The organism is Bradyrhizobium sp. CCBAU 53340 (assembly GCF_015291645.1).
Taxonomy (GTDB): Bacteria; Pseudomonadota; Alphaproteobacteria; order Rhizobiales; family Xanthobacteraceae; genus Bradyrhizobium.
In genome coordinates this window covers 3,268,155-3,294,753 of record NZ_CP030055.1, presented here as the reverse complement: position 1 = coordinate 3,294,753, position 26,599 = coordinate 3,268,155, and the positions used below count along the sequence as shown (strand labels likewise).

At 59.8% G+C, this 26,599-nt stretch carries 23 protein-coding genes; 6 read left to right on the top strand and 17 right to left on the bottom strand.

The window, feature by feature from the left end:
- Positions 1-533 precede the first annotated feature (533 nt).
- From XH89_RS15480 to XH89_RS15470, 3 genes are all read left to right on the top strand, one after another.
- Entirely contained in the window at positions 534-1,694 is a 1,161-nt protein-coding gene (locus XH89_RS15480; protein WP_194467860.1) for a Fic family protein, read from the top strand.
- A 258-nt stretch (positions 1,695-1,952) separates the two neighbouring features.
- On the top strand, positions 1,953-2,507 hold the full coding sequence (locus tag XH89_RS15475; RefSeq protein WP_194467859.1) for a hypothetical protein: 555 nt from the start codon (positions 1,953-1,955) through the stop codon (positions 2,505-2,507).
- A 59-nt stretch (positions 2,508-2,566) separates the two neighbouring features.
- The gene (locus tag XH89_RS15470; protein ID WP_194467858.1) at positions 2,567-5,164 is read left to right on the top strand and encodes a DUF2235 domain-containing protein; all 2,598 of its coding nucleotides are present in this window, start codon (positions 2,567-2,569) and stop codon (positions 5,162-5,164) included.
- A gap of 66 nt (positions 5,165-5,230) precedes the next feature.
- Here the strand turns inward: XH89_RS15470 and rlxS are convergent, their stop codons facing one another.
- Positions 5,231-7,198 (bottom strand): relaxase/mobilization nuclease RlxS, encoded by a 1,968-nt coding sequence (rlxS, locus tag XH89_RS15465; RefSeq protein WP_194467857.1) that lies wholly within the window; start codon positions 7,196-7,198, stop codon positions 5,231-5,233.
- Between the two features lie 890 nt (positions 7,199-8,088).
- Between rlxS and XH89_RS15460 the strand changes: the two genes are divergently transcribed.
- Positions 8,089-8,337, top strand: a complete 249-nt coding sequence (locus tag XH89_RS15460; RefSeq protein WP_194467856.1) for a hypothetical protein — start codon at positions 8,089-8,091, stop codon at positions 8,335-8,337.
- Between the two features lie 296 nt (positions 8,338-8,633).
- Here the strand turns inward: XH89_RS15460 and XH89_RS15455 are convergent, their stop codons facing one another.
- The 5 genes from XH89_RS15455 to XH89_RS15435 all read right to left on the bottom strand — a co-directional run bounded on the left by XH89_RS15455 (position 8,634) and on the right by XH89_RS15435 (position 12,191).
- A complete protein-coding gene (locus tag XH89_RS15455) occupies positions 8,634-9,632 on the bottom strand; it encodes a methyltransferase (protein WP_194467855.1) in 999 nt (332 codons plus the stop codon).
- A gap of 420 nt (positions 9,633-10,052) precedes the next feature.
- On the bottom strand, positions 10,053-10,592 hold the full coding sequence (locus XH89_RS15450; RefSeq protein WP_194467854.1) for a S26 family signal peptidase: 540 nt from the start codon (positions 10,590-10,592) through the stop codon (positions 10,053-10,055).
- Positions 10,582-10,800 (bottom strand): helix-turn-helix domain-containing protein, encoded by a 219-nt coding sequence (locus XH89_RS15445; protein ID WP_194467853.1) that lies wholly within the window; start codon positions 10,798-10,800, stop codon positions 10,582-10,584. The genes XH89_RS15450 and XH89_RS15445 overlap by 11 nt, the downstream gene beginning before the upstream one ends.
- A 151-nt stretch (positions 10,801-10,951) precedes the next feature.
- A complete protein-coding gene (locus tag XH89_RS15440; protein WP_194467852.1) occupies positions 10,952-11,767 on the bottom strand; it encodes a DUF2285 domain-containing protein in 816 nt (271 codons plus the stop codon).
- A gap of 100 nt (positions 11,768-11,867) precedes the next feature.
- Positions 11,868-12,191 (bottom strand): DUF736 family protein, encoded by a 324-nt coding sequence (locus tag XH89_RS15435; RefSeq protein WP_194467851.1) that lies wholly within the window; start codon positions 12,189-12,191, stop codon positions 11,868-11,870.
- 234 nt (positions 12,192-12,425) lie between these two features.
- Here XH89_RS15435 and XH89_RS15430 point away from each other — a divergent pair, with 234 nt between their 5' ends.
- Both XH89_RS15430 and XH89_RS15425 read left to right on the top strand, forming a co-directional pair.
- A complete protein-coding gene (locus XH89_RS15430; protein WP_246767852.1) occupies positions 12,426-12,662 on the top strand; it encodes a DUF736 family protein in 237 nt (78 codons plus the stop codon).
- Between the two features lie 599 nt (positions 12,663-13,261).
- The gene (locus XH89_RS15425; RefSeq protein WP_194467850.1) at positions 13,262-13,459 is read left to right on the top strand and encodes a hypothetical protein; all 198 of its coding nucleotides are present in this window, start codon (positions 13,262-13,264) and stop codon (positions 13,457-13,459) included.
- 123 nt (positions 13,460-13,582) lie between these two features.
- Here XH89_RS15425 and XH89_RS15420 read toward each other — a convergent pair whose 3' ends face one another.
- The 11 genes from XH89_RS15420 to XH89_RS15370 form a co-directional block, all read right to left on the bottom strand.
- Positions 13,583-15,313 (bottom strand): ParB/RepB/Spo0J family partition protein, encoded by a 1,731-nt coding sequence (locus tag XH89_RS15420; protein ID WP_194467849.1) that lies wholly within the window; start codon positions 15,311-15,313, stop codon positions 13,583-13,585.
- A 119-nt stretch (positions 15,314-15,432) separates the two neighbouring features.
- Positions 15,433-16,401, bottom strand: coding sequence for an ArdC family protein (locus XH89_RS15415; RefSeq protein WP_194467848.1), 969 nt, complete (start codon positions 16,399-16,401; stop codon positions 15,433-15,435).
- Between the two features lie 698 nt (positions 16,402-17,099).
- Entirely contained in the window at positions 17,100-18,146 is a 1,047-nt protein-coding gene (locus XH89_RS15410) for an IS110 family transposase (protein ID WP_194467847.1), read from the bottom strand.
- Between the two features lie 21 nt (positions 18,147-18,167).
- Complete coding sequence (locus tag XH89_RS15405; RefSeq protein ID WP_194467846.1) at positions 18,168-18,740, bottom strand: isochorismatase family protein; 573 nt, start codon at positions 18,738-18,740, stop codon at positions 18,168-18,170.
- An 89-nt stretch (positions 18,741-18,829) separates the two neighbouring features.
- Complete coding sequence (locus tag XH89_RS15400; protein ID WP_194467845.1) at positions 18,830-19,468, bottom strand: acyl-homoserine-lactone synthase; 639 nt, start codon at positions 19,466-19,468, stop codon at positions 18,830-18,832.
- A gap of 197 nt (positions 19,469-19,665) precedes the next feature.
- Positions 19,666-20,397 (bottom strand): autoinducer binding domain-containing protein, encoded by a 732-nt coding sequence (locus XH89_RS15395; protein WP_194467844.1) that lies wholly within the window; start codon positions 20,395-20,397, stop codon positions 19,666-19,668.
- A 541-nt stretch (positions 20,398-20,938) separates the two neighbouring features.
- A complete protein-coding gene (locus XH89_RS15390) occupies positions 20,939-21,370 on the bottom strand; it encodes a DoxX family protein (RefSeq protein ID WP_194467843.1) in 432 nt (143 codons plus the stop codon).
- A gap of 59 nt (positions 21,371-21,429) precedes the next feature.
- Positions 21,430-22,467 carry a zinc-binding dehydrogenase gene (locus XH89_RS15385; protein WP_194467842.1) on the bottom strand — a complete coding sequence of 346 codons (1,038 nt, stop codon included), beginning with the start codon at positions 22,465-22,467 and terminating at the stop codon, positions 21,430-21,432.
- Positions 22,468-22,597: 130 nt separating this feature from the next.
- On the bottom strand, positions 22,598-23,389 hold the full coding sequence (locus XH89_RS15380; protein WP_246767851.1) for a tripartite tricarboxylate transporter substrate binding protein: 792 nt from the start codon (positions 23,387-23,389) through the stop codon (positions 22,598-22,600).
- Between the two features lie 536 nt (positions 23,390-23,925).
- A complete protein-coding gene (locus XH89_RS15375) occupies positions 23,926-26,133 on the bottom strand; it encodes a molybdopterin cofactor-binding domain-containing protein (protein ID WP_194467840.1) in 2,208 nt (735 codons plus the stop codon).
- A 1-nt stretch (position 26,134) separates the two neighbouring features.
- Positions 26,135-26,590, bottom strand: coding sequence for a (2Fe-2S)-binding protein (locus XH89_RS15370; RefSeq protein WP_194467839.1), 456 nt, complete (start codon positions 26,588-26,590; stop codon positions 26,135-26,137).
- Positions 26,591-26,599: the final 9 nt, after the last annotated feature.

The window sequence follows — 26,599 nt, the reverse complement described above, 5'->3', positions numbered from 1 at the left end:
GAATAAAAATCGGTTGCGGCAACGAGATCCGTGTCTATCAAGCCTATCGATGCGAGATCGTTAATGCGCCAATCTCGGCGTCTTTGAGGAAGCAGCTCAATAGACTGTGAACGGCCTGATCAAGCTGGATCACTTACCGGGCTCGCTTCGATGTGCGCCGCGCACGAGACCGATTGAGAGAGAACGAATCGACCGCCCTACTCGATCGCAATGTTCGACGGTGCGCATCGACCGATTATCTGAAAAGCGGCTCGTTATACTCACTTCGCGAAATGAGTATAAGCGCGCGAACTCGCGCAGCCTCGGCGGAGGTATGGCGATCCAGGCAGCACCCAGCGGCATCCGCCGGCGGCTTTGATGGCCCTCGAAGTTCAAAGGAGGGCGTCAGGCGGAAGCTCCAACGGATCCTGTTTCGGGCTGGCGAGGTCCGGTCCGGTGCGGAGAATACCGCCTCCATTCTCCGCATATTTTGCGGTAATTAACCTTGCGGTTGCGGAGAAAAGCCGCCATATTCCCCGCAAGGAGTGCGGGGAATGTCCGACTATATCCACCAACTACCTGATTGGCCTCACTTTTCCTGGCTTAGCGACGCCCTCGCGAAGCAGCTCGCGGCCGTGCGGCTGCGCCAGGGCCAGCTCATCGGCCGGATGCAGGCGCTCGGCTTCCCCCAACAGGAGGAGGCTGTCCTCACGAGCCTGACCGAGGAAGTCCTCAAGTCCAGCGAAATCGAGGGCGAAAAACTCGACAAAGACGCGGTGCGCTCTTCACTGGCGCGTCGCCTCGGCATGGACGCAGGCGCTCTGCCAGCAGCCGATCGCAACGTCGAGGGTGTTGTCGAGATGATGCTCGACGCTACTCAGAAGTTCAAAGCCGAGCTCACGGCGGAAAGGTTGTTTGGCTGGCATGCATCGCTGTTTCCGACCGGCCGCAGCAACATGAAGAAGATCGCGGTGGGAGCCTGGCGCGATGCCTCGTCAGGACCGATGCAGGTCGTCTCGGGCGACTATGGACGTGAGCGCGTGCACTACGAAGCACCGACTGCCGACAAGCTCGATGCCGAAATGACTGCGTTTCTCGACTGGTACAATACCGAAGAGAACACCGATCCGCTCATCAAGGCTGCGATCGCGCATCTCTGGTTTGTGACCATCCACCCATTCGAGGACGGCAATGGACGTATCGCGCGCGCCATCGCCGACATGTCGCTTGCCCGCTCCGAAGGGATCCCGCAACGCTTCTACAGCATGTCGGCCCAGATACGGACCGAGCGGAAGACCTACTACGACTTGCTGGAGACCACGCAGAAAGGCGATCTCAACATCACACCCTGGCTTGAGTGGTTCCTGGGCTGTCTCGACCGCGCCTTCAGTGGCGCCGAGACTACTCTCGCAGCCGTGCTCGAAAAAGCCGACTTCTGGAAGCGGCACTCCACGGCTCAAGTGAACGAGCGGCAGCGCGATATGCTGAACCGTCTGCTGGACGGGTTTGAAGGCAAACTGACATCGAGCAAATGGGCAACGATCGAAAAGTGCTCGCCTGATACCGCCCTTCGCGACATCCAAGGTCTCGTCAATCAGGGTATCCTCGTCAAGGACGAGGGCGGCGGGAGGAGTACGAGCTATTCCCTCGTGTGCCTAAGCGCCGTTGCGCCAGGACGCACAACACATCGCCCGACTAGCGACGACCCATCATGATCCCTACCCGGCCGGAAGCTGGGGACAGGACCTACCTGCCTGATCAGGTACTTCCTGCCACCGATCAGAAGTAGCGCGCCCGCCTGGGGTCTGGGGAAAAGCTGCATTGATCTAGCCAAGCAACTTGAAAGTGTGACAATATCGATAAATTGCTGAGGCTAGGGACCGATCCGCCCTCAGAAGGTACCCAGAAGGTTTGTATTACGGGCGAGAGCGGCTTCGATCGAAGACCGATTTTTTTTTGACGAGGGCATATTTGTGCGAACGATCCTTGTTTTGTTCGGACTGACGCTTGCGTTGACTCTTGCGCTGAAGTTTATTGTCGCCCCACGATATGGCGAGGACGTCGCGGAGCGATTTCTCGAGCGGCTCAAGTATATTCCCTCTCAGACCGAAGTTCTGAGCGAGACAACGCTCGCTCGCTGGCTTGCGGACAGTACGCATGCAAAGGCGATCCGCGGATATGTCTTTCCCGTCCTATTCCCCCTCGACGTCCTCTTCCTGATTTGCCTTGGGCTATTTCTTGGCCTTGCATCCACCTCACTCGCTGAGCGGCTGGGATTCCTTTCGGCCGTTCCGACGTGGATCTGGTGGATTCTCCCCGCCTTCTACATGGTGGCGGATCTGGCGGAAGATACTGGCCTGGCGGCAACTCTAAAATTGTGCATCCCGCTCACTCCTCACTCGTTCCGCTTACTTTCGACGCTCACCGCTCTCAAGCTCGCCACGGTGACACTGGCGATCGGCCAGTTCTTATTCCTTGGTGCGCTGAACCTCTTGTTGTTCTTTTTTCCACCGGGCCGGCCTGTTTGAGCCGGCACCTGTAATTGCTCTTAATCAACTGCTGACCCCTGTTCATCTGGAGGAAGCCGATGCCCAAGAATATCATTCTGCTATCGGATGGCACGGGCAACGCCGCCGGCAAGGTCTGGCGGACCAATGTCTGGCGGACTTTTCAGTCGCTTGATCTCAAGACATCGGATCAGATCGCGATCTACGATGACGGCGTCGGAACTTCATCCTTCAAGCCGCTTGCCATTCTCGGCGGTGCCTTCGGGTACGGTCTGAAGCGCAACGTCCTCAACCTCTACAAATTCATCTGCCGCAATTACCGAGAGGGCGACAAGATCTATGCCTTTGGCTTCAGCCGAGGTGCTTTTACCGTTCGGATAGTCGTTGGCTTGGTGCTCAATCAGGGGCTCGTGAAGTTCGCTAACGAGGCAGAACTGGATCGAAAGGCACGTGCGGCCTATCGCGCTTATCGTCACGACAAATATCCGGTCTGGAACCTCCAATATCCATTTCGCCTCATTCAGTCCTGGCTCGACAAGCGCTTCTACACCCCATGCGAACGCGTGGTCGATTCCATCGAATTCGTCGGCGTGTGGGACACGGTTGCGGCTTACGGGTTGCCGATCGATGAAATGACGCGCGGCGTCAACGATTGGCTTTGGCCGCTGGAGCTGCCGAACAAGACATTCAATCCCAAGATCCGCAAGGCGCGCCATGCGCTGGCAATCGACGACGAGCGGGCAACATTCCACCCCGTCCTTTGGGATGAAGATACGACCAATACACAGCCGAGCGGATCAAGCCGGCATTCCAGTGACGAGCGGTTGTTGCAGGTCTGGTTCACCGGTGTTCATTCCAACGTCGGCGGCGGCTACCCTGACGATTCTCTCGCAAACATCTCGCTGGCGTGGATGATGTCGGAGGCCAAGCAAGCCGGCGTCGTTTTCAAGGACATGCCTGACGCCGAGCCCGATGCACTCATCAGCACCGAGTCAGCAAAGGACAAGGACGGCAGGCTGTACGATTCCCGCAGCGGCCTTGGCGGCTATTACCGCTACAGTCCTCGCAAGATCCAGGACTTCTATGACGCGATGCCTGCGACAGTTGCGCCTGACGGCACGCCAAATCCCAAGCCAGTGCCGAAAATTCATGAGGCAGTCTTCGGCAGGATCAAGCTTGGTGCGCATTTTTATGCGCCCATTGGCTTCCCAAAACAATATGAGGTCGTCCGCTCGACCGCTCCCTATGTCAACTATTGGCCTTCGGGACCAACGATCTCCAACGTCTCGGTCACTGTCGAGCCAAATGACTCGAGCGTGTCTGAGGGAAAGCCGTCCATCGACCGGCACAAGGAGCAAGAAGGCATCTGGGACCTCGTCTGGCGGCGCCGGGCAATCTACTTTCTGACGGTGTTCGTCACCGGCTACCTCCTGCTCTATCCCTTGTTTAGGGACAGTTACCCGTTCCAGGAGCTCCGCACCTCCTTTCGATTCCTGTCGGATACGATCCGGATCATCGGCAATTTCCTGCCAGGCATGGCCTCGCGCTGGATAGACGCCTATGCGCGAGATCCGGCCTGGTTCGTCATCTGGGCTTCTCTCGTCGCATTTCTCATCTGGATAAGCGCGAGCCTGAAAGGATCGATCAATGATGGCATGAGACTTTTGTGGACGCGTTTCTTGCCGGACTCCAACAAGCCCGAAGAACCGAAAGTCCCCAAAGTTGTTTCGCCCGCCCAAACCATCCTGTTCGCTGGCGCCATCTTGTATTTGTTTCTCTATCCTGAATTCGACCGCCCGCTGCTCAACTGGCTGCGTCTGCCCGCCAGCTACGAGGACAGCCTGCTGACCTATACCGCGCAGCCAGTCCGCGCCGTTCTTGGCGCTTTCCTTGTGTTCTATTTCCTGCCCAGCGTGGCTGTCCGGAAGCTTCGGCAATCGAAAATCTATCAGGCGCTGCTTCGAGGATTTAAGTTCTATCTCGCTCCAGCGCTATCTGCGATTGGAATCCTATATCTGGCCGTCGCATTTGGCAGCCACTACCTCTTCAACATCCGCGACGGCTTCGGCAGTTTCTGCACGGAGACGACCGGACTGGCTGGCAGCACGGAAAAAGGCAGGAAGAAGCAGCAGATCGAGGTGGTCTTCGATGCATCGCCATCGGCCACCAACTTGCCGAACAATATCTGCATCTCGACCGGCGTATTCGTCAGGACCGGCAAGGAATACCGAATTGTCGTCCAGCGGCTCCCTGCGCCCGAGACGAAGCCCCCATCCGGCAAGTGGAGTTTCTTCGGCGAAGAGTCCTATATGGGCGGACAGCCGATAGGCCGTCTGCCATTCTTCAAGGCAGCGGCAATGGCTCTGCTCTATCCGTTCCGCCACACGTTCGACCGCCCATGGGGAAGCATCATATTCCGCGTCGGCGCAAGGGGTAACGAGGAGGATTTTCTCGACCGCGCGCCACCCAACCAGAGCGATGACGTTCGGGCCAACGACGTTGAGTATACGATACCCGATGATTCCGAGCAGCTTGCTGAGGTTCTTACGCCAAAACGTGACGGCGAGCTTTTCGTATATCTGAACAAGCCCATGCTCGGCTGGTGGGGCTATGAATCTTCCCTCGCCGACTGGATAGGCAGCAGCGGAAAGGCCAGGATCACCGTTGAAAGTCGATGAGTTGAAGCGGCGACGGCTCCTCCGCACTGCGACCGGAGTACAGAAACCTTGGCCACATCATCGGCCTCATCGGCCGATGCCGCGCTTGATGCCGATCGACCAGGAGATGCCCTCCCCACCGACGTGGCCGGTGACCAATTGGCCGCGCGCCCGCTCCAGCACCGGCCGCCACGGCACCAGCGCGAACTCTTGGGATCGCTCGATCAGGGCGAACCGTCCGCTGTTCAGCGTCAACATGCGCCGGTAGACGCCCTCGATCTTGTCGCCGGCTTTGACATCGACATGTGCAAGGCCAGTGCGCGCGGATATGTCGGCCGCAGTCCGTGCCAGCTCGCGCGCCTCGAGCGTCTCGAGCATGTTCCGGGCAAAGCGCATCTGGCCGGCTTCCTCTCGCGCCAGCCCCTGCTCGATCAGCCATTGCCGTCTTGTTCGGAGCGCGGTCTCCACCTCCGCACCAAAGCCGGTCGATGCGAGCCCATCGGGCTCCATCCCAACAAGCGTGCGATCGAGCCAGGTGGTACCCAGCGCCTGCGGCAGAACTTCGAGCCGTTGCCACGACAGCACGGTGACCCGCACCGGATTGCGCGTTTGTTGGAGTTTCTCGTACTGGAGCACCCGATCCAGATAATCCCGTCCCACGCTCCAACTGCCATCGGCAAGCCGGCCGACCACCCCCTCGCGCCGCATCGCTTCCAGGCGCCGCACGTGCGACCCGACATATTCGCCAGATGCTTGCGGATCGAATTGCCGATGCGCACGCTCGCTGTAGATGCCGCCATTGCCGGCGGCGACGCTAGCGATGGTGCGATCGATTGCGCGAGGCTCAGGGACGCGCGACCGGAGCTCCAGGATTGTGTTCCGGACAGGCGCTTCTTCGTTGGGACGAAGAGCCCCAATCTCGGCATAGTGCGTTCGTCCGTCCACCCCATCGATCACAACATAGCGGCGCTCCGTCAGTTCATCCGCAAAGCCCTCGCCAACGACCCGCCCGACCAGGCGGTGAGCGCTTCCCTGCGGATCGAAGATCGCGTAGTCGCCGGGAGCCCGCGTAACTCCGGCCGCGGCCATCTCGCGGTGCATGGTCTTGATGATATCGCCGCGTTCCCCCATGCGTCTCAGCCTGGGCTCGAGCTCGGGGTCGATCTGCCAACGGCCCGGTTCAGTCTCTTCCGCCAATCCCATACGCTCCAAGGTTCGCAGCCGCCCGATCCGAGCCGTCTGCCAGACAGGCTCACGCGCAGAGAGCGCCCCCAGTTCAAGAACTCCGCCAGCAGCATCCCGCAGGATATTTCGGTCGAGCCGCGTCAACCGCTCGGCAGTGATCTCTTGCTGAAGCTTGCGAGCAACCTCGATCTCGGTCTCGCGGCCGAGCTCTCGCGTCATCAGTTCCGCCGCCCGCGACCGAAAGCCATGAGCGATGTAGTCGCGCGCGATGACCAGGTCGTTTTCCTGATCATCCTTGCCGCGCAAGACGATGTGGGTATGGGGATGGCCGGTGTTGAAATGATCGGCAGCGACCCAGTCGAGCTTGGTGCCGAGATCCTGTTCCATCTGCTGCATCAGGTCGCGGACGAACGGCTTCAAATCTGCGAGCTCTACGCTGTCCTCAGGCGCCACGATAAATCGGAACTGGTGGCGATCGCCGGCACTTCGTTCCGTAAAGTCCTTGCCGTCGGCGCGGTCATTGCTGGCGTCGTATAGCTCACCTGGCTCGCCTTCACGAGTGACGCCGTCGCGCTGGACATACCGAAGGTGGGCTCGCACGGCACCTAGATCGCCCGACTTGATCCTGACGATCCGGGCCTTGATCACAACACGGCGTTGCCCCTGACTTCGTCCGCGCCCTGCCAGCACCGCACCTTGCGCCCGGCCGCGGCCGATACGACCGCCGGTGAACGACGAACTTGCCCGCGCACTGGCGCCGGCCTTGGCCGCTTCCTGACGGACGCGTCGAAGATAGCTGTGCGCCCTTCCGGCTCTGCGGTTGCCGATCCGTCCGAGCTTGGCTTCGAATTCGTCGTCGATCTCTCGCATGGCACGCATCCGACATCTGAATGAGCGGCCGATATGTGTGGCCTACTAGCTTTCGCCAAGACGCAGACGTGATTGCGCAAGATCACCATTGCATTAGGTCGAACCTGGTGACAGCAAGAACCTGGGCAGCACCAAATCTTGGATGTGCAGACAACGGCTTAGGCGCTCCGTAGCGCCAGTGCTTTTATCTTGCCCTCTCGCTTTTTTGCTTTCCTAGCGAAGGAGCCGCCGCGACTTGGCAGTTGACTTGCGGAGCCCCGCTGTTTGCGCGCGCTCGCGATAGCGATCGTTACCCGCAGGGCCGAGACACCCGTAGGGTGGCTCGGTGAGGAGCGAAGCGACGAGTAGAGCGCGGGCCGAAGGCATCGCCCATACGTTATCAGCACGTTATGAACCCCACCAGTGACACTCCCACGCGATCGTCGCGCATAGAATGTGTGCCATCGCGGCGAGCAAAAGCGGCAAACTCGGTCGAATTTCGGGCCCTCACCAGATGTCCCGCACCACAAGTCAGGCTGTGACATTGCCGGTCGTTGTCTCAGCTTTTGATGATGGATATTTCGCGCATCCATGCGCTCGCATAACGCGTTGCCGATGGCTGACCGGGGACGATTGCGCCTCATGGCCAACCAACTTGGTCCCCCGCTCTCGTCGGTGCGGGGCAGATTCGCTTGTGACCACAAGTGCACTTAGCGCACATCAAGCAACGGGACGGCTCGCATTTGGGATAGGCTTTTCGCTTTTTGGATCTCCGCGAGGTGCTCGCCTTAACGGGTCTTTCCAGCTTCGCCCGCACCATCTGCGATCGGGACTCCTTAACCATTGCACGATGGAGGAAAGAGGTGGGACAGGTCATACGCCTGCATCGAGATAGCGTTGAGGAACGCTCCGTGGACAGGCATCGTCCGGAGCCAAACCGTGAGTTGTCGACCGAACAGCTTGCAGCGATTACGGAAGGCTGCATTGCAATACGGCGTCAGATCGGAGAACTGCTCGAGCTGGGGGCCGAGGCCGACAGGATCATCGACAGTTTGGCCGACGACTCCGTACGGAAGGTCTTGCGCGAAAAGCGAGCGAAGTCTCACATGGCCCTATTGCACGCCCTCGCCTACGTCTCAAAGGTAATTACGGTCACCTGATGCGACCATTTTCTCGTTCGCGACGGCTTTGTGCAGGATTGTGCGACACAAGCGATCGAGTCGCTTCATTCGAGACCTCTGGCGCGCGTTCATGATGATCCGGGCAAACTTGCCAACGATCTGAAGCCGCGAGCTTTGGCGGCTTCAGCCGGCGGAAGCCCCGTCCCTTGATCTTGGCGCGACGCTCATGCGTCGCGCCAACGCTCACCGCGCGCTGATGCCGCCTGAGTGAAACCGGCATACTGCCTGTTCCGCTCAGATGGCAATGATGTAGACGAAATTCAACACAGCGACCATCAACGCTTGGATGCAACAGAGCCAAGATTAGCGAACAAGTCTGGCTGAACGGGCCGTTCGTCGAACCGAATTCCCGCCTTTGCTTTGGCCTCGATCTCGGCGATCATCGCGTCCTGCCGCTCGACCGGTACGCCCTTTTCACTCCAGAGAGCTCGCAATTCCGCCTCCGGGCCGGCAGATGATTGAGCCTTGTTGCGGGGCATCTCTTCGAAGTTGGCGCAGACGATTTCGACATTGGGCGCGATGCCCTTCCACGCGTCGCGGTGATACGCACAGTCCACGCCGCAGCCCGCTTCAAGGTGAATTCCGGTCTGCTCGGCGAATTTTAGATAGTCCGCGCTCTTGCGCTCGCGGTAGCACTGCACGCCGCTATATTGGAACGGCGCGGACGACTGCGGGATGATGAATGCCCCATAATCCGCGATGTCGGAGGCGATATCGATCACGTGAAACTCGAATGAGCGCCCGGTGTAGCGCGGTCCGCCTGCGATCCTGGGCGTGGCTCCGAACGGCGGATTTCCGATCGCGCAACCGAAATGCCCCAAGCTTGGGAAGTCCAGATCGAACACATCAGCACAAATCCATCTGGCTTCCGGAAGCACCTTGCGGCCGACCTCGACATAGGCAGGATTACGCTCGATACAGACGATTTCTTTCTGTGGTTCGTCACGGCCGCGCGCGTAGTGTGCCCTCCAAAAGACGTGGAACGCGAGTGCGCCAATCCCGGCGCAAAGGTCGACAGTTCGGCCGCCATAGGCATCGATTGCGAAGTCACCGGCAAGCCCGCTAGGGGTAAAGAACGCGCCAGCCGACCCGTTGATATGGCTTGCGCCCTCGTGCCAATTGTCGAGCACAAACACGCGTTCATCGTATGTGAGGGCGTCTTTCTTGAGCAGTTCAACAGCCTCTGCATGTGCCTTTGCCTCAGCTTTCGTAAGTTTTGCCATAGTGATGTCTCGCTCGTTGATGATGGGCGCTGCGCGCATGGCCTTCGCCATGCCGCCTGCCCGTCGGCGAGACCGGGGTTTCGGGGGCAAGAGCTTGTTTCGGCGCCGCGCAGCGGCGCGAATCCGATGGTGCGCAACGCGGTTGCACCGAGCCGCGTGAGCGGCGACGTGCGACCGACTTGCTGCACCGGAGGACGAAAGAAGGTCTTGCAGGGGTGCAGGGGCAGCGCCCCTCAAGTCCCCCGTTCAAAGAAAAGCGGCTTCCGCATGCCAACCAATGCGCGAGCTGGCGCGATCGATCTCCGATCATCAACGTCGCGATCTGCGGCTCGTGGACGCTTTGTTGGCCTTACTGCTGGAAACAATTTTGCCTGCCGGGCGGACGCGGCAGATGCCGATCCGAGCTAGAGCCGACGAGGAAAACGCGACGGGCGCGCCCGTTTTTCAGACGCGCGCCCGTCGTTGCCACCGTCACATGTCCGGATTCCACGTCCAGAGCGGGCGCGCCACGCCCAAAATATCGCAACGAAGCACGGGCCCGAAGTAGCGCGAGTCAAAGGAATTCGGGTGCGGCTGCAGCAGAAAGTATTCCCCCTCGACGAGCCTCATGCAGCCTTCCCAAGCCGGCAGAGGTCGCCCTTCCCGGTCCTTCTCGAGAACCTCGGCAACGACCTTTCCGTTGATCGCGATGCTGTCGATCGGATGCTTGGCGCGGCAGATTTCGTCGCCGCCGATGGCCTCGACCCGCTTCAACAGAGGGACCGGCGTCGGGAGAATCTGGTAGGCGACGATTAGAAGCTCGACCGTGGGAGGCGGCTTGTAGACCGCGAGCTCGCCGCGCCCCGGCAACCGCTGCTCCAGATAATAGAAGCCGAGCGGCGCGCTGCCGGTGGCGTTGTAGATCAGCAGCGGCGTAGCGGGTGCCGACGACATCAGAAGCGTGATGATGCCCGCGCACATCGCCGAAAGAGTGGTCGCCTGGCGCCAAAGTCTGGTGCGATCAATCGGCATCGGAGGTCGACCTCCGCTTGCTCGCATGCGACCATTCGACGAGATCTTCGATGTGGTAGCGGACGTAGCGCCCGTGCTTGCGGTAGGTGGGTCCCCGCCCCTGCACCCGCATCTTCTCCAGCGTGTTCTTGGTGAGCCTGAGCCAGGCGGCCGCCTCGACCGTGTTGAGGAACGGCTTGTCGGGTTCCTTGTCGTCAGTTCGCGTCATTCCAGCTTTCCTTCCCGCACCCCGTGCAACCAAAAGGTGCGAGAAGAAGCGTCGTCAGATTGGAGGCGCTTTGTGGAGTGGCGAAGATTAGAGCTTCTGTTTCGCCATCCCGCGCGAGGAAAATTCGTCAAAAGAGAATGAGAAAATTCGATCAGCTCAAAAGGTCGCGATAACCACCTTTCATGAGTTCTGTGCCTTTGGCGACCAGCCGTCGGGTGCGATCGCGCAAAAATTGACTATGCCCGTTCCATTCCTTGGTGACTTTCTCCTCTCCGAAGATCGCAATCGCGATCTGTCGATACGTCTTGCCCTTCAGGCTCTCATCGAGTGCGATCAGGGCCTGGTGAAGGCGTTCGTCAGTTGCAGCGGACGGTTTTTGAATCGCTCTAAAGTCTGCGTCGGCGAAGCGCTGCAGACGTCTCAGAAGCTCGGCTTGAGCGGTGAGATCGTCGAGATCGTGCAGCTCATAGACAGGCGTAAAGGACGTGGTCAGAACAGGAAGACCGTGGATTTCCAAGGGAACTCGAACGCCGTTGCGCTTCAGCACGACGAGCGGGATGCCGTCTGCGCCGATCACTGCGTACCGGTCGGCGTTGAAGTCAGCGAGCCGCCGGACGCTCGCTTCGCCATCATTCGGCTTTCTTGCATTCAGGCGCACCACCCGTTTCAAAGCGTTGGCGTGCCAGAATGCGGTTGCCTCGTGAGCGCAGAGTCGTGGATCGGCGAAGGCATAGAGCCCCCATCTCTCTGCTTGCAGGAAACGCCGCCGCAGGCGCAGCAGCCTGGTCCCATCGCTCAGCGTGATGCACGGCAGGTGCCTGGGAACGCTGCATCGCCAGTCGGCGACATAGTCAGCGTTCCGCCGCAGGAACTCCCACGCCCAGTCGCCGCCGTCATAGGCGGCGAGCGCGCAGGAAGCGACATCATCGTCGTCTCGACCTGCCTTCGAATTCACCGAACGGTTCAATACGGCTCCCCACTAAAACACTTATACAACTTTGGATCGTCCTGTCCAAATCGGGCGGGAGAACGGCCCCCGCGAGCAACGCTCGCGGGGGCCGTTAGCGTCAGTCCGCCGGGTTCCAGATCAGGGCGAACACGCTGTCGTCGTCCTGGCCGGCGGCGCGGCCGAGATTGGCGTAGAGCTTGCGCGGGCCGAACTCGGGCGCTGCCAGCGACAGGCTCACATAGTCCTTGCCGCTGGCCTCGCCGCGGCGGATCCAGCCTGCCCCGATCTCGACGTTCTGGGTGAAGACCCGGAAGTCAGGATGGGTCTCTGCGCTCTTGTCGCGGTTCGGGATGATGTCGATCTCGGCCCGGATGGAGACGGTCCTGAGCTGGCCCTTGTAGCTGCCGTTGTCGTTCTTGGTGACGTATCCGATGGCGGTCATGGTCTTGTCCTCTTCTGTTTCCGCGAGGAGCCGATCCCCTCGCGATGGCGAGACCGTTATGGGAAGCGAAACGTCTTCGAACCCGCTTGCGGGGCGCAGCGCACGCGAAGCACCTGAGCTGAAAGCTTTTTTGAAGCGAAGCGGCCGCGAGGAGCCGGACTTGTCCGGCGGGGAAAAAAGCTGGAGGTGAGGGTTTTGCAGGCGGAGCGCTTCCCATAGGTCTCTTCGCCACGCGTGAGGGGATCGGACCCGCTGGCAACAGAAGAGGACAAGACCGCCCGGCCGGGCGGCACAAGACGATGCGGCAACGACAAAGGCCAGCTCAGGACCGTCTCCATCCGGGCCGAGATCGACATCATCCCGAACCGCGACAAGAGCGCAGAGACCCATCCTGACTTCCGGGTCTTCACGAGAGGCATCAAGTCTGGCGCGGCCATCTCCGCCGTGGCGGATCAGCGAAGGACTATGTGAACCTGTCGTTGACGGCGCCGCGCTGGCTCTGATGCAAGCTCTCTCCAACAGCCTCGGCAGTGCTTGCCACCAGAACGACGACAGTGTGCTTGCCGCGATCTGTAACGGCGGCGGAGTGACGCCAATCGGCCTCGGCGAGCGCTGCTCGCGAGGCTATCGCTCCGCCATTGCTTACGGCCTTACACCGCGAAGAGGTGCGACTCGAATGCGCAACGGGCGTGCGTTGCGTGTCGCGAGGTCAATATTGTGCGTTCGATGTTACGCTGATTTCTGTGCATGCCGATTCCCGGTGTGCACCGTTTAGCTTCATGCATTGACGGAGGGCACATGGCCAAGAAAGCGAAGAAGGCGAAGAAGACCGCGAAAAAGACCACCGCGAAAAAAAAGAAGTAGGTCTTCGCTGACCTCCCGCTTTCAGCGTCAAGGGGCGGCGCCACCGCAGCGTTGAGCTTGCGTGGTCGATTGGTTGCCCTGGCCGAGAGTGGATCGTTACCGATGAGGCCGGATCGTTGAGCGAGGTATTGCGTTCACGGTCCGGCTTCTGATTTTGAGGGGTCCGTCGCGGGCGTCGGCTTCCCTGCCGAAGGCGGTCCGATCAATTGAACCCGCTGATCATCGTCGGCAGGACCTTCGACAACAGGACGGCGCTGGAAGCGAGCGCGGAAAGGCAGACGACGGTTTGCGCGAGGCAAATGCGGCTAAGCCTCACCGCTTGCGGTTCGGGAAACAGCTTGGACGGATTCACCATCGTCGGCTCCATGATGCAGCGCGCGCCGCTCAACCGGATCGACCTATAGGATGAGTCGCGCCGCTCTCGATTCCCGAAATTTGCCGCGCCCCAGGTTGACTCTTTTGCGACTCGGCCGGGATCAAATTCGGGCGCGGCGCGACCGTCCGCGCCCGAATCGTCGGCTCAAAACTCAGGTAAACAAAGCGTTAATTCCCTCGGACGCGCGAGCGATTTCGAGGGTCTTGTTCGGATCATAATGGCCGATCGGAAAGGCCATGTAGCGCGGCAGGAAGCCATCGGTGCGCTCTCGTCCCTCGTCATTCAGGCAGTCCTGGATGATCTTCTTCTGCACCTTGCCGGGCTCCGACACATTGGCGTCCGCAACCGCCTTGCCCGCGACCTCCGACAGTAATGCGTTGATTGCCGCCCTGTCCTTGAGGAGGTCAAGAAATGTGTCGTCCAGCTTCCACCACCGCTTCACGTCCGGCTTGATTGCCAGCCCCGCGGCCTCGGTGAGGATCGAGCCCGCAGCCAAGGTCTCAGCCATCACAAGGGCCATGATCCGCAGCACGACCTCGTCGGGAAGCCCCAGCAGTCTGGCAAGCAGGCTCGCGGCAGTGAAGGCATCACCATTGCCGCGCGTGACCGCGCCGTAATAGCTTTTCTCGAGCTGCAACAACTCGAGAACGGCGTCCCGTTCGGCAGCGAGGGCCGATTGGGCCGGACTTGCTGCAATGCTTTGGCTGGTCGTTTCCTTGTCCGCTCGCTGCGGGTCGGGCTTGACGCTCCACAGCGGCGAGCTGCAGACCATATGGGCGACCGCAAGACGAAGCGCGATGCCAGGGCGAGCCAAGAGTTCGGCGCGGACTATGGCATGCCGATGGAGGGCGAGATAGTTCTCGGCGGCCTTTGTCAGTTCGGATCGTGCGGCTTGCGGCGTGCCATCCGCCCCCTCTGCCTTGGTCGAGGTGAATGTCTCCACGTAAAGTCGATAGCCTTCGTGAACCTCCACCTCGCCATTGTTGCGGACTTCGATGAAGGCTTCGCCGCCCTCCTCCAAGGAAGCCTCGTCATATTGACACGAAGGAAAGCGCGTGCCCTTGTCGAGCACGGTCACCTTCCAGCCCTTCGCCGCTAGGTCTTCTCTCAAGCTCGCAATGGCGCCATTCTGCAAGGTCCAGAATGAAGCGGCATCGGCAAAATAGCTGGCATCGCCGAACAGGTCGGTCACGATGTCGCCCTTGTAGGCCTCAACCGGAAACAGCGCAGCGCCCGTTACGATCTGTTCGCTGCCGAACAGCCATTGCTTCAACTGGTGTCCCCTTGGCGCGCCGTCCGCATCCTCGTCCGGCCCCTTCTCGGCTTCAAATGCCGCGACCCAGTCCTTTTGCTGGCTGCGCGTGGCGGTGGCGAGCAGTTGCAGTTCCTCGGGCTCGATATTGCCATTCCGGTAGGCCTCCTTGATCGCGCTGTTGAGGCCCGCGAGCGCAAGGCGCTGCTTGACGTAGCGCTCAGTCTGCCCGAACGTTTGGGCGATATCGGCAACGGATCGCCCCTGCTTCAATAGCTTGGCGAACGCTTCGTATTCCTGCAATTCGTCCATGGGAGCGCGTGCCACGTTCTCGATCAGGGACGCTTCCAGAGCGTCGGCATCGCTGTCGGCCTCCGTCACCGCGCATGGCAGCAGGACGGCACCGGTCGTCAAGCCCTGCTCTTCTGCGACCTTGCTTGCTGCAAAATACCGGCGTCGCCCGGCGACGATTTCGAAGACGTCGCCGTGTGGCCGGACCAGCAAAGGCTGAAGCACGCCGCGCGCGCGGACCGAGGGCAGGATGTCGGAGATGTCAGGGGCTTTCCGGCTATGCCGGACATTGACGTTCGTAAGCCTGAGATTGCTAAGGGCGATGTTGCGCAGTTCCATGTCAGTTATCCTTGTCTTGAGAACAGGCTCATTGATTGCGGGCGACCTCGTCAACGAGCCCGATGCAGAGAGGCCGTTTAGGGGGCGAGCGAAGGCAGCCGCCGACGCCCGCCCCCTCGTCACGGTCCAATCTCGCGCTGCATCGCAGTCGCGGAGGCTTCGCCGTCGTCTGTGAAGGCGAGCAGGAAATCGGCGGCCTTAGAGGCCTTGCTCGCGGCGCGGAAGATCGCGCGGCTATCTTCCCGAAGGACCTTGAGCCATGAGCCGAGATAGTCGGCATGGCGGACGGTGGGCTCGATCGACAGCGCGGCGCAAACGAAAGCTGCGGTGAGCTCGGCGACCAGTTCTTCGTTGGCGTAGAGTTTTGAGCCAAATGCGCCTGACAGCTCGCGGTTCAAGCGCGAGAGGTGGCCGGTCCAGTGCCCAAGCTCATGGAACAGCGTTCGGTAATAGTTGATCTGCTCGAAAAACGCGGGCTGTGGCGGGACGTGGACGGTGTCGTCTGACGGTGAATAGAAGGCCTTTGCGCCGCCGATGCGGATATCGGCGCGCGTCGCGACCGTGAGCGCTTCGGCCCGCGGCACGATCTCGCGCTCAGGCGGGGCCCGCGCCTCGGCGAGGCAATGATCCGGCAGGTTGTCGCATTGATCGACGTTGAAGACGGTGTAGCGCCGCAGGAATGGAATGGCCGCCCCTTCCGCGTCCTTCTGGTCTTGAGAGGCACGGCCTGTGTCTCCCCGCTCGCGCTTGGGAATGAAGCGATCGGCATAGCATACTGTGACGCCGTGCTCGCTCTTGCGCACTGTCCCGCCGAGACTTGCGGCTTGGCGGAAGGTGAGCCATCGCCCCGAGGCGAAGCTTCCCTCGAACAACCGTCCCCACAGGATCAGAACGTTGATCCCGGAATAGACCTTGCCCGTGGCCGCATTTCTCGGCAGCGCGAAAGCCTGATTGCCGCCACTCGTGCCCCATGGCCGGGCCCATGGGAAGATGCCAGCCTCCAGATCGGCGACGATGTGAGCCGTGATTTCTTCGTAGAGACTTGCCTTCAGCTTCGCCGCGTGATGGCGGGTTGAATTATTGGACATGACGATCTCCGCTCGCTTCTCTTCCGCGTCCTGCCCCCGAAAGGCGGGGTGGGCGGCGAAGAGCGACCGGAAAGCCCCGAACATGAAGGCGGACCGCACCGGAACGGCCGGAGCGTCAGCGGAGGACCGCGCCAAGCACACAAGCGACACGGAGAGCCCAAGCGAGGCGTGGTTGCGGACCGCCGGTTCGGGGCTATGCGGGAGCGCCGCCCACCCCGCCTTCCGGGGGCTCATTAAAAGCGCCGGCCGCCTGCGGCCGGCTCCTCAAAGTATCGTCTCAAACGGATCGCCGGCGCGTCACCGAGGCCGTCGCGCACTATCGATCACGCAGACAACACGCGAGCTTAAGATCCGTGGACGACGTGTTTGCGCCAGGGATCGAAGCCGGAGGCCGAGACCGCGAAGCGGGCTCGGTTCATATGTGGACGGCCCCCGACTTGCAAGGATTGGCTTTGGCAGCATGCTCGGATCGCTTGCGCTCATATGTCCGGCCTACGATTGGGTCTGCGACCACTGGCCAAGATGGGCTTCGCGAACAGTGAGATCCAAACACGAGAACGGCATTTGCTGCCGGTGAACCGAGCGGAAACTCTCGCTGTTCGGCTTGCGCCGATCACACCACCTCTTCCTATCCTGCAAGTTCCGGCCTCAGCGTCAGACCTGCGGTGCTGACGCCAAACTTTGCGTTTCGTTCAGGCCTATATCGGTGTCGCCATTGGAACGGCGTTGCCAATGGGTCGATAGCGCTCCCCGCTCATCATCAATTTCCAAGCGATCCGCGCCATCTTGTTGGCCAATGCTACCGCGACGAGTTTTGGTGGCTTCCGCGCGATTAAAGCTTTTAGCCAGGGCCACATCCTACTGCCGCTCCGGCGTAGGTCGCCGATGACCGCGGTAGCGCCCGCGACTAAGACGCTTCGTAGCATCTCGTCACCGGCGCGCGTGATAACACCGAGCCGGTTCTTGCCTGCCGTCGAATGGTTTTTCGGCGTCAAGCCGAGCCAGGCCGCAAAGTTTCTTGCCGACTTGAAGCCGCGGGCGTCTATGACCTTGATTGATAACAACGTCGCACCAATCGGACCAATCCCTGGAATAGCCGCCAGTCGTCGGCTCATCTCGTTACCCCGATGGAGTTGCATGAGCTTCTTGTCGAGCGTGGCGATCTGATCATCTACACGTGCCAGTTCGGTCGCCAACGCTTCCACCAACTCCATTGCCAACTCGGGAACTGTCGCGTCGGCCCGAATATCGATCAGTAGTTGCTGAAGCCGCGAAAGCCCCTTGGGCGCGGTAAAGCCGAACTCTGCGGCGTAACCGCGGATCGAATTGGCGAGCTGGGTGCGCCTACCGATGAACTGGGTACGCACGCGCGTCAACATCTGTGCACCCTGTTGCTCGGGACTTTTGACCGCCACAAAGTTCTTGCGCAGTTTTGGTCGACTCGCCGCCTCGCAAATCGCCTCGGCGTCCGCAGCGTCGGATTTCCCGCGCTGCACATACGGTTTGACATATTGCGGCGGGATCATCGCCACCTCATGCCCCAGCGATCGCAGCTCCCGCGCCCAATAGTGCGATGCTCCGCAAGCCTCCATCGCGACAAACACAGGCGGCAAACGACCGAAGAACGCCAGAACTTGACTGCGTTTCAACTTACGTCGCAAGACCGGCTGTTCCAACCTGTCGACGCCATGCAACTGAAATACGCTCTTTGACGTGTCCAAACCGATGCGAACAATCGTTTCCACGGGCGGCTCCTTCGTTTGAGGTCAGCGACGCCTCTTCTTGCCACGCAGTGTGGCGGAAGGGGACCGTCCACCCCAACACGAGAGCCCGGTCCGCAAGCGGCAGCTTGCGGGAGGCGCCATTGAGGAGAGCAATTCCTGGACCTTCCGGCTGACGGCAGGATCGTTTAAGCACACGGCCCATTCGAGCAGAGCTTGTCGAACCGTGGTCGCGAGGATGCCGTGATGCGCTAATCGAGCTAAGGCGAGGCACCGGTCGGGTTCATCTCGTGCGGCCGACAAATCCGAGAGCAGCCGTATGTCATAGCCTTGCCGCGCCCCTTCCAATGCCGCGATCAGCACCTCTTCCTCAAGGAATGCTCCGCCCAGAAACACGACGCCCGCATCTGATTCCCTGAGGCGTGCCGCAAGACGGGGATCCTGCCATACGGAAAGGGCATCGATATCGAATTGCTCTAGCGAAGCGGCAATCTGATCAGGAAGAATGCCCTGCTCATACCGGCCAACTGCGATTTGGGGAATGCCAAAGACCTCGCGGCAAGCCGGCAGCAGAGCGAGATTTACGCGAGCGCCAAGGGCGGACGCCTGAGCGTCCACCCCGCCGCCTCGTGTGATGTTCAAAAGAACGATAAAGCTATGTCGCGGATCGGCTAGCACGAGACGGGACCTCGGCGACTACCCAGAGATCAAGCGGCCTTGCGTTCCGAAGCGAGCGGGATCAGAACCGGTCCGTCCACGCCAGCTTGCCGGTACATGGCCTCGAGCGCCCGATCCGAATCGTGAAGAAATCCCGCAAGCGCGATGGTCTGCCCAAGCGGCTGCGGCTCGCAAAGCCGCTCCAAGGGCCAACCGGCTCGCCTGAGGATGCGCTCCATTCGCGCATCGGTGACAGTCACAATGGATTGCGCTCCCGCCGCTCGAATCGACTCCAGCATCGCAGCAAACAGCACGAAGGTTGCGCGATTAAACCCGCTTTGGCCGGGGTCAACACTGCGCTCTGTGTCGACACAGAAACGCGAGCTTTCGAGAATGCCCACGTCACTCGGCGCAGCCCGGTTGCCCAGAAGATGGGTAAAGGTGTCGGCGAGCATGTTTGGGCCTGTCGTGGGCAGGAGCCTGACGCAGCCCAGAACCTCATTCTCATCTGAGATCACGAGAAGATATGTCGGATTCAGGGTATCATAGACATCGATTTCCAGGTCACCCGACACCGAGACGCTCCAGTCCAGCCGGTCTTTGAAAACTCGGCGGCGGAGTTGATACATCGAAGTAAGAAAATCCAGATGGCGGCCAAATTGAGATGTGTGAAGCGCGATGGCATGCATGTCGACCTCCTCGAACTACCGGGAAGGCTTTGACAGCAGAAAACGGACACGTGATCGCCTGTCAGATTTTGCAGGTGGCGTGAGAGCCGCCGGACCACGTTAGATCACCTTGGCTGGAATACAATGCGCCATGCGTCGTGCAGGCGCATGCCCGCGCCTCCCCGATCTGGCTTTGCCGGAAATCGAATGAGAGGCCGTCAGCTCAACAGGCCGCGGCGTAGGGCTATCGCAACACACTGGGCGATCGACGCCGCGCCCAGTTTGCGGCGCGCGTTTTCGAGATGAAACACGGCGGTACGCGGCGCGATCGCGACCAGAACGGCAATATCCGCGACCGTCTTGCCCTGGGCTGTCCATGCAAGGCACTGGCGCTCGCGCTGGGTCAACTCATTTCCAATGAGTTGCCGCGTGACAAAAGCAGCATCGAGCCGAGCAGCGACATAGACGTGAAAATACAAGCCAGCCTGGTGGATGATATCACTGAACTCGCCAACAAGACGATCGAGATCTGTTTTGCGATCGTCCGTCGCCAGTGTGAAGGCCGCCATTCGTCCGAAACCGCCTCTTATCGGCACAGTGATGCCGGATCGAATGCCAAAGGTCGTAGCCTCATCAAAGAACTGTCGCTGCGCTCGCGAGCCGGCAGGCGCGCAGGCCACTCCGCCCCAACTGAACAGGTCCCGTTCGACCTTGGCACGGAGGACCACCGGGTCGAGCTGCTGATATCCAAGATGAAAGTAGCGACTGGTCCAGGACTTCGGGTAGGACGAGATGAGCATGGGCGCCTCGTCCGCTAAGCGCAAATAGGCAAATCGCTGAAATCCAAGCTTTTGCGCAAGCCGCGCGGCGATTCGTTCAAATGCGTTCGCATCGCCCGCTGTCTGGATTGCGTCAATGAATTCCTGGAACGTGTTCTCGATCGAATTCATTTATTCGGACCATCTCGGCATTTGTCTGCCGATTTTCGCCGATCGTCGACGGCACTTGCTGCAATTCGGCGAAGGTGGACCCACGTTTGCCGGTCGGCATCCTCGCATCTCCGCTTCCTCAATTTGGAATGCCGTGCACTGGCGGCGCAGAGCATCTTGTTCTACCGGCTTGCTCTGGAACCTGATGCATCATCATCGAACACGGCTCACCAACGCGCAGGTGGAAAATGAGTCTCCAATCATCCCTCCTCGACAGGATTCAAAAATCAGGTCGGAAGAGAGATCGCGCAGAGAACGCAAGATGCCCTTGACGATCACCCGTATCGCAACGAGCGCTTCAGCAGCGCCATTATAAAGCGGATGTCGGACGTCACCAATCATCGGCGAACCTTGCATGTTGCGTGTGCGTCTCGCGTTGCCGTTCGACCACTGGAAGAGTATCACCGTCGTGACCGGCCTGTGCGCCTGTGGCCTGACCGCGACCGCGCTTTTCGACTGACGGATGACCGGACCGTTTTCCCCAGCGATGTTTCTAGGTTGATCAGAATTCGCGACAAATGAGCCTGTCCACCGACAATCGGCCGCCCCCGAGAACGGTGATCGCAAGGCAGGCGGTCGTCCATAAGATCGAGTACTCCATCGCCGACCAGCCCCTTGCCGAGGTCACGTAGATGGTGACGGTCAGAAGACCAGCGCATACCGCTGCGGCAGGGCGCGTCAAAAGGCCGACGGCGATGAGCAGGCCACCGACGAACTCGATCGATCCGGTGAGATCCACGAAAAAATCGGCAGGCTTGAAGCCGATGGCCTGAAAGGCCACAATCGTCTTTGCAGGATCACCGCCAAACCATCCGAACAACTTTTGCGCGCCGTGCGGGACGAGCAGAAGCCCAGCTGTGACACGGATCAGGGGATAAGCAAAGGGTTCGAGGCCGCTATAGAGGGGTTTCAGAAACGGCAAAAACATTTTCATCTGACGGATTTCCTTCTATTCGTGCAATCAACGCAGCGAACAGAGGTGAGAGGCGGGGCTTATTTCAACGTCGGGTCAAGTACGATCTTGCCTAGCACCTCCTGTGTTTCCATGAGGTGATGCGCTTCGGCCGCGCGCGAAAGTGGCAGCACTTGCTCAATTACAGCCTGAACTTTTCCGGCTGCGGCGGCAGCAAAGATCTTGGGAATGTCGGCGCGGGAGTAGCCTGGCCGCCCCTTAATTGAGATGCTTTTCTGATAAAGATGGGAGAAGTCTATTGGCACCACCGGGCCGGCGTGCGCCCCTGCCGTGACGAGGCGACCATTAGAGCCGATCGCGCGAAAGGCTGCCGGCAATACCTTCGGGTTCGCAACGTTGTCATAGAGCACGTCGACACCCTTGCCTCCCGTAATCTCCATAACTTTCTCATAAAGGTCGTGGGAGTTATAGTTCACGGCGTAATCTGCACCAAGGGACGTTGCCAATCTGGAGCGATCATCCGAACCTGCGGCAGCAATGACCCTGGCACCGACTATATTTTTCGCAATTTGAATTCCGAGGGTCCCGAGATTGCCGCCCGCGCCCATGATGAGCACCGTCTCGGATCGTTTCAGTTCAGCTACATTGACAAGGAGATTCCAGGCAGTCGGCACGTGCCGCATGACGACCGCAGCATGATGAAAGTCGATATCTGACGGGATCTCGACTGCGACGGCAGCCGGGACTGTGACTTTCTCCGCGAAACCACCGGGTCTGTTAATGCCCATCATACCGAGGGGTCCGCGATAGTCCTCGACGTTGCGACATGTATCGAGCGGCATCATGCCGGCAGCAGCCACACGCATACCCGAGCGCCACCCGATGACCCCTGGGCCAACTTTGTCGACCACACCAGCACAATCAACCCCCGGGATTAAGGGCAGAACAATGCCGCGATGACGCTCATTCCCAGCACGAACCGAAACATCCAGTACCCGATTCACCGTAGACGCGAGAACGCGGATGCGGATTTCGCCCTCCCGCGGCTCCAGCTCTGGCACGTCCTCGTAGCGCATGACTTCGGGCGGTCCAAACTCGCGAAGTACAATTGCCTTCATTCAAGCACTCCTAGCAAATACCGGCATCGCCCGTCGCGAGGCTGTCTCTTTCAGCATGGTCGCCAAACGGCATCGAGTCCGCATGTGGAAGACGCCGGCGTCCAATTGACCGCGGACTTGCAAGCCGCTCTCAGTTGATCTTGAGACCGATCTCGTGGATCACGTTTCCCCACTTCTCTGACTCATTCTTCATAAAAACTGCGAACTCGCTAGGCGACGTCGCGATGGACTTAAGCATGTTGGGCGCCAGGAATTTCCGCTCAAAGTCGGCGTCGGAGAGAATCTGCCTCACATCGTTGTTGATCTTGTCGACAACAGGCTGAGGTGTACCTGCCGGCGCCACCAGGCCGACCCATGTATAGGCCTCAAATCCGGCGAGCCCGCTCTCGGAAATAGTGGGTACATTCGGCAGGTTCGAGAGCCTCTGGAGACCGCCAGTCGCCAAAAGCCTGACGGAACCAGTTTCCGCGGCTTCCGCTGCCGGAGCAGGCGATACCAGCATCATCGAGACAGTTCCTGCGAGTACGTCAGACAACGCGGGCGCCCCGCCTCGATAATGGACAGCCAATAGCTTGAACTGACCGATCTGCTGCATGAGTTCGAAGTTGAGATGCATGCTAGATCCCGCGCCGACAGTGCCGTAGGTCAGGCCACCTGGTTTGGACTTAGCGAGGGCCACCAGCTCCTGAAAGCTCGTGGCTGGGACGGAGCTATGAACGATCAACGCTTGATCGATGCGGCCTACGGCAGTGATAGGCGCAAAGTTTCGGAAAGGGTCGTACTGAAGCGCGGGGTAGAGGTGCTGATTTATGGCGAAGGTAGCATCTGGCGCGATGAGCAGTACGTAGCCGTCGGGTTGGGCCCGGGCTACGGCCACGGCACCAATCTGACTATTGGCGCCAGACTTATTTTCGATGATCACGGGCTGCTTCCAGGTCTCGGAGAGGCGCTGTCCAAGAGCTCTAGCGATTGTGTCCACAAGGGCTCCCGGAGCTGTCGGAACGACGATCGTGACCGGCTTGGTCGGATATTGCTCCTGAGCCGCCGACCCCGTTGTCAAGAGACCTACAATCCAAAGGATGTAAAGAACCCGCTGCATTTAAACGACCCGTGATGACAGTGATACTAACCGACCGACCTTGTGTATTGCTCCGCCCTGGAGACGACAATCACAAAACCCTCCGACAACGACAGCCTGCTTCGGCCGACGACACCTTCTTCTGCATGCGAGCCCATAAGCAAGATTCGTTGTTTCAACCACCGCACATCCGATTGGGCGTCGATCCGGGACTTCGACGATTCCTCGTATGCATCCGGGGCGCCCCTCAAGACCTCGTACCAGCCTTGCGATCACTAGGATGAAAGCCTCTCCAAAGAGAGCCGGTCCCAATGCTGAAGGCACCAGAAAGCCAACCGAAACCAAAAGCGGTTCGGTTGGAGTCTGAGAGGTTTCCCGTATTAAGCAATCGCCTTTTTCACCCGCTCGGGCAAGAACGGTGTGTGTCGCAGACGCACCCCGCTCAACTCCATGATCGCGTTGGAAATGCACGGCGCAACCAGAGGCGTTCCCGCTTCACTAACCCCGGTCGGAGCATTATCGGTCTTGATCACCTCCACGTGAATCTCCGGAATCTCGTTCATCCGCGGGATTGCATAGTCATAGAAGTTAGACTGTTCGACTGCGCCATCCTTGATCGAGATGCGTTCGCTCATCGCCAAGCCGATACCGAAAACGATGCTGCCTTCCAACTGAGCGACGACGTTGTCGGGCTGGACTGCGAGCCCGCAATCGACGGTACTCCAGAAATTATGCACCGTAATTTTGCCACTGGGTTGGTCGAGCGACACTTCCGCGACGCCTGCAACGTGGGTGTGCTGAAAGTCCATATATGCCAACCCCAACGCACGGCCGGAGCGCTTCTTGCTCCATTCCGCCATTTGGCACACCCGTTCCACCACCTTGCGTGCACGCGGGCCTTTGAGCAGCTCGAGCCTAAAGTCGAGCGGATCCACACGACGACTGCGCGCCAAATCGTCCATGAACGCTTCGGTCGCGAACTTGTTAGCGTTTGCTCCAATCGCGCGAAGCGGACTGGTGCGAACACCAGTCTCTTGATAACTCTGCTCAACGAGAAAATTCGGCACGTCGTAGCCGTCTACGTCGGTGCCGCTCATCAGCATGCCATCCCTACCGCCACGTTCAACGAAGCGGACAGGATCAAGATATTGCGTTAGTCGATCTGCCGCAACGCGATGATGCCAAGCGATGAGCTTGCCGGCTCCGTCGAAGCCGGCGCGCAGAAAGTTGGCAGAAAGAGAGCGAAAGCGGCCGTTGCGAACGTCATCCTCTCGCGTCCATATCGTTTTTATTGGGCGCCCTACTTCCTTGGACAGCATGACCGCATCCATGATGAAGTCAGCGTCGCGGCTGCCTCGCCGGCCAAAGCCGCCACCCAGCAAGAAATTATTCAGTTTCACCTTGTCTCGGGGGATATCGAGAAATTTGGCCGGTGTTGTCTGCGCGATAGACTGCCCCTGAGTGCCCGCCCAAATCTCGACTGAGCCGCCATCCGGCGCGACAAAGGCGACCGCATTCAGTGGCTCCATTTGCGCGTGATAGGCATAGTCCGTACGGTATTCGCCCTCGACTACGCTGGCCGCTTTCTCGAGTTCGGCACGCGCCTGCCCCCGCGCATTAAAATTGAGCGAGGGCCCCTTCACATTCCTGGCCCTCGCGGCAAAGGCGTCGAGCCCCTTGTCGCTGTCGAAGCCCCAAGCCAGGCCGGTGCGGGTCCACGTGACTGCGCCATTCAGCGCTTCGCGTGCCTTGAGGCCAGCCCAAACCGTCTCGGCCACGACGCCCACCCCGTGCGGTAGCCGAACCACGGAAACTACCCCAGGGAGCGCTTTGACCACAGCCTCATTGATCTTGTCGGGAATTGCCCCCTCGATCGGCGCGCGCAATACCACGCCGTAGAGCATGCCCGGAACTTGCACATCGATCGAGTAGGTCGCACTACCGTTCACTTTCAGAGGTAGCTCGACCCGCATGCGGTCCTTGCCGATCAGGCGAAAGTCAGCGGGCTTCTTGAGCTGATCCAACGTGATCTCGGGCGCCGTTGCGGGCACATCTGCGAACTTGGCGATATCACCATAGGTCAACCTACGACCCGATTTCTGATGCACAACCACGCTCGGTTCAGTAGCAAGCTCATCGAAAGGAACGCCCCATTTACGTGCCACATTTTCCAGCAGCACGCGACGCACCTGCGCGCCGGCGACCCGCAGCGGAGTGTAGTAAGCCTCGAGCGTGTATGATCCCGCCGTATACAGCATCCGATAGATTGGACTGCCATAGATCTCATCTACTATCGGCGCCGGTACGACGTTGACTCGGGACCAATCAGCATCAAGCTCCTCCGCAACGATCAAGGGGAGCGCCGTCATCGAGCCCTGCCCCATTTCAGCGGCAGGCGACATGATGCTTATTGTACCGTCCGGGGAAATGCTGATCCACGGACTCATGGTCTTTCCGCTTGGATCAGATGCAACAGTGACTGCGTCAGCGTTCTCTGGGAGGGCGATCGCGAACGACAATCCGGCCGCGCCGATCATAACCTGACGACGTGATAGAAGCGCTTCAGATTTCTCGATGCGCTTGTTCATGTCATGCCTCCCGCGACGCACGCTCGACCGCGCGAATGATGCGCTGATAAGTGCCGCAACGGCAAAGATTGCTGCTCATGTGCTCAACGATTTCGGAACGCGTAGGCTTAGGCTTCTGGTTCAGCAAATCGGCGGCGCTCATGATCTGTCCGGACTGACAGTAGCCGCACTGCGGTACGCTCTCAGCGAGCCACGCCTTCTGAACCGGATGGCTCGAGTCAGCTGAGAGGCCCTCAATCGTAGTAACCGTCTTGCCGGCCAACTCCGAAAGCTGCGTCTGACAAGAATACGCGCGCTTTCCATTAATATGGACCATGCAGGCGCCGCAAAGCCCGGCCCCGCAGCCAAATTTTGTGCCGGTCAGCTTGAGGCTTTCGCGGATCACCCACAGGAGCGGAGTATCGGTCGGCGCATCGACAGACACCGGTTTGCCATTGATCATAAAGCTAGTCGTCATGACTTCCTC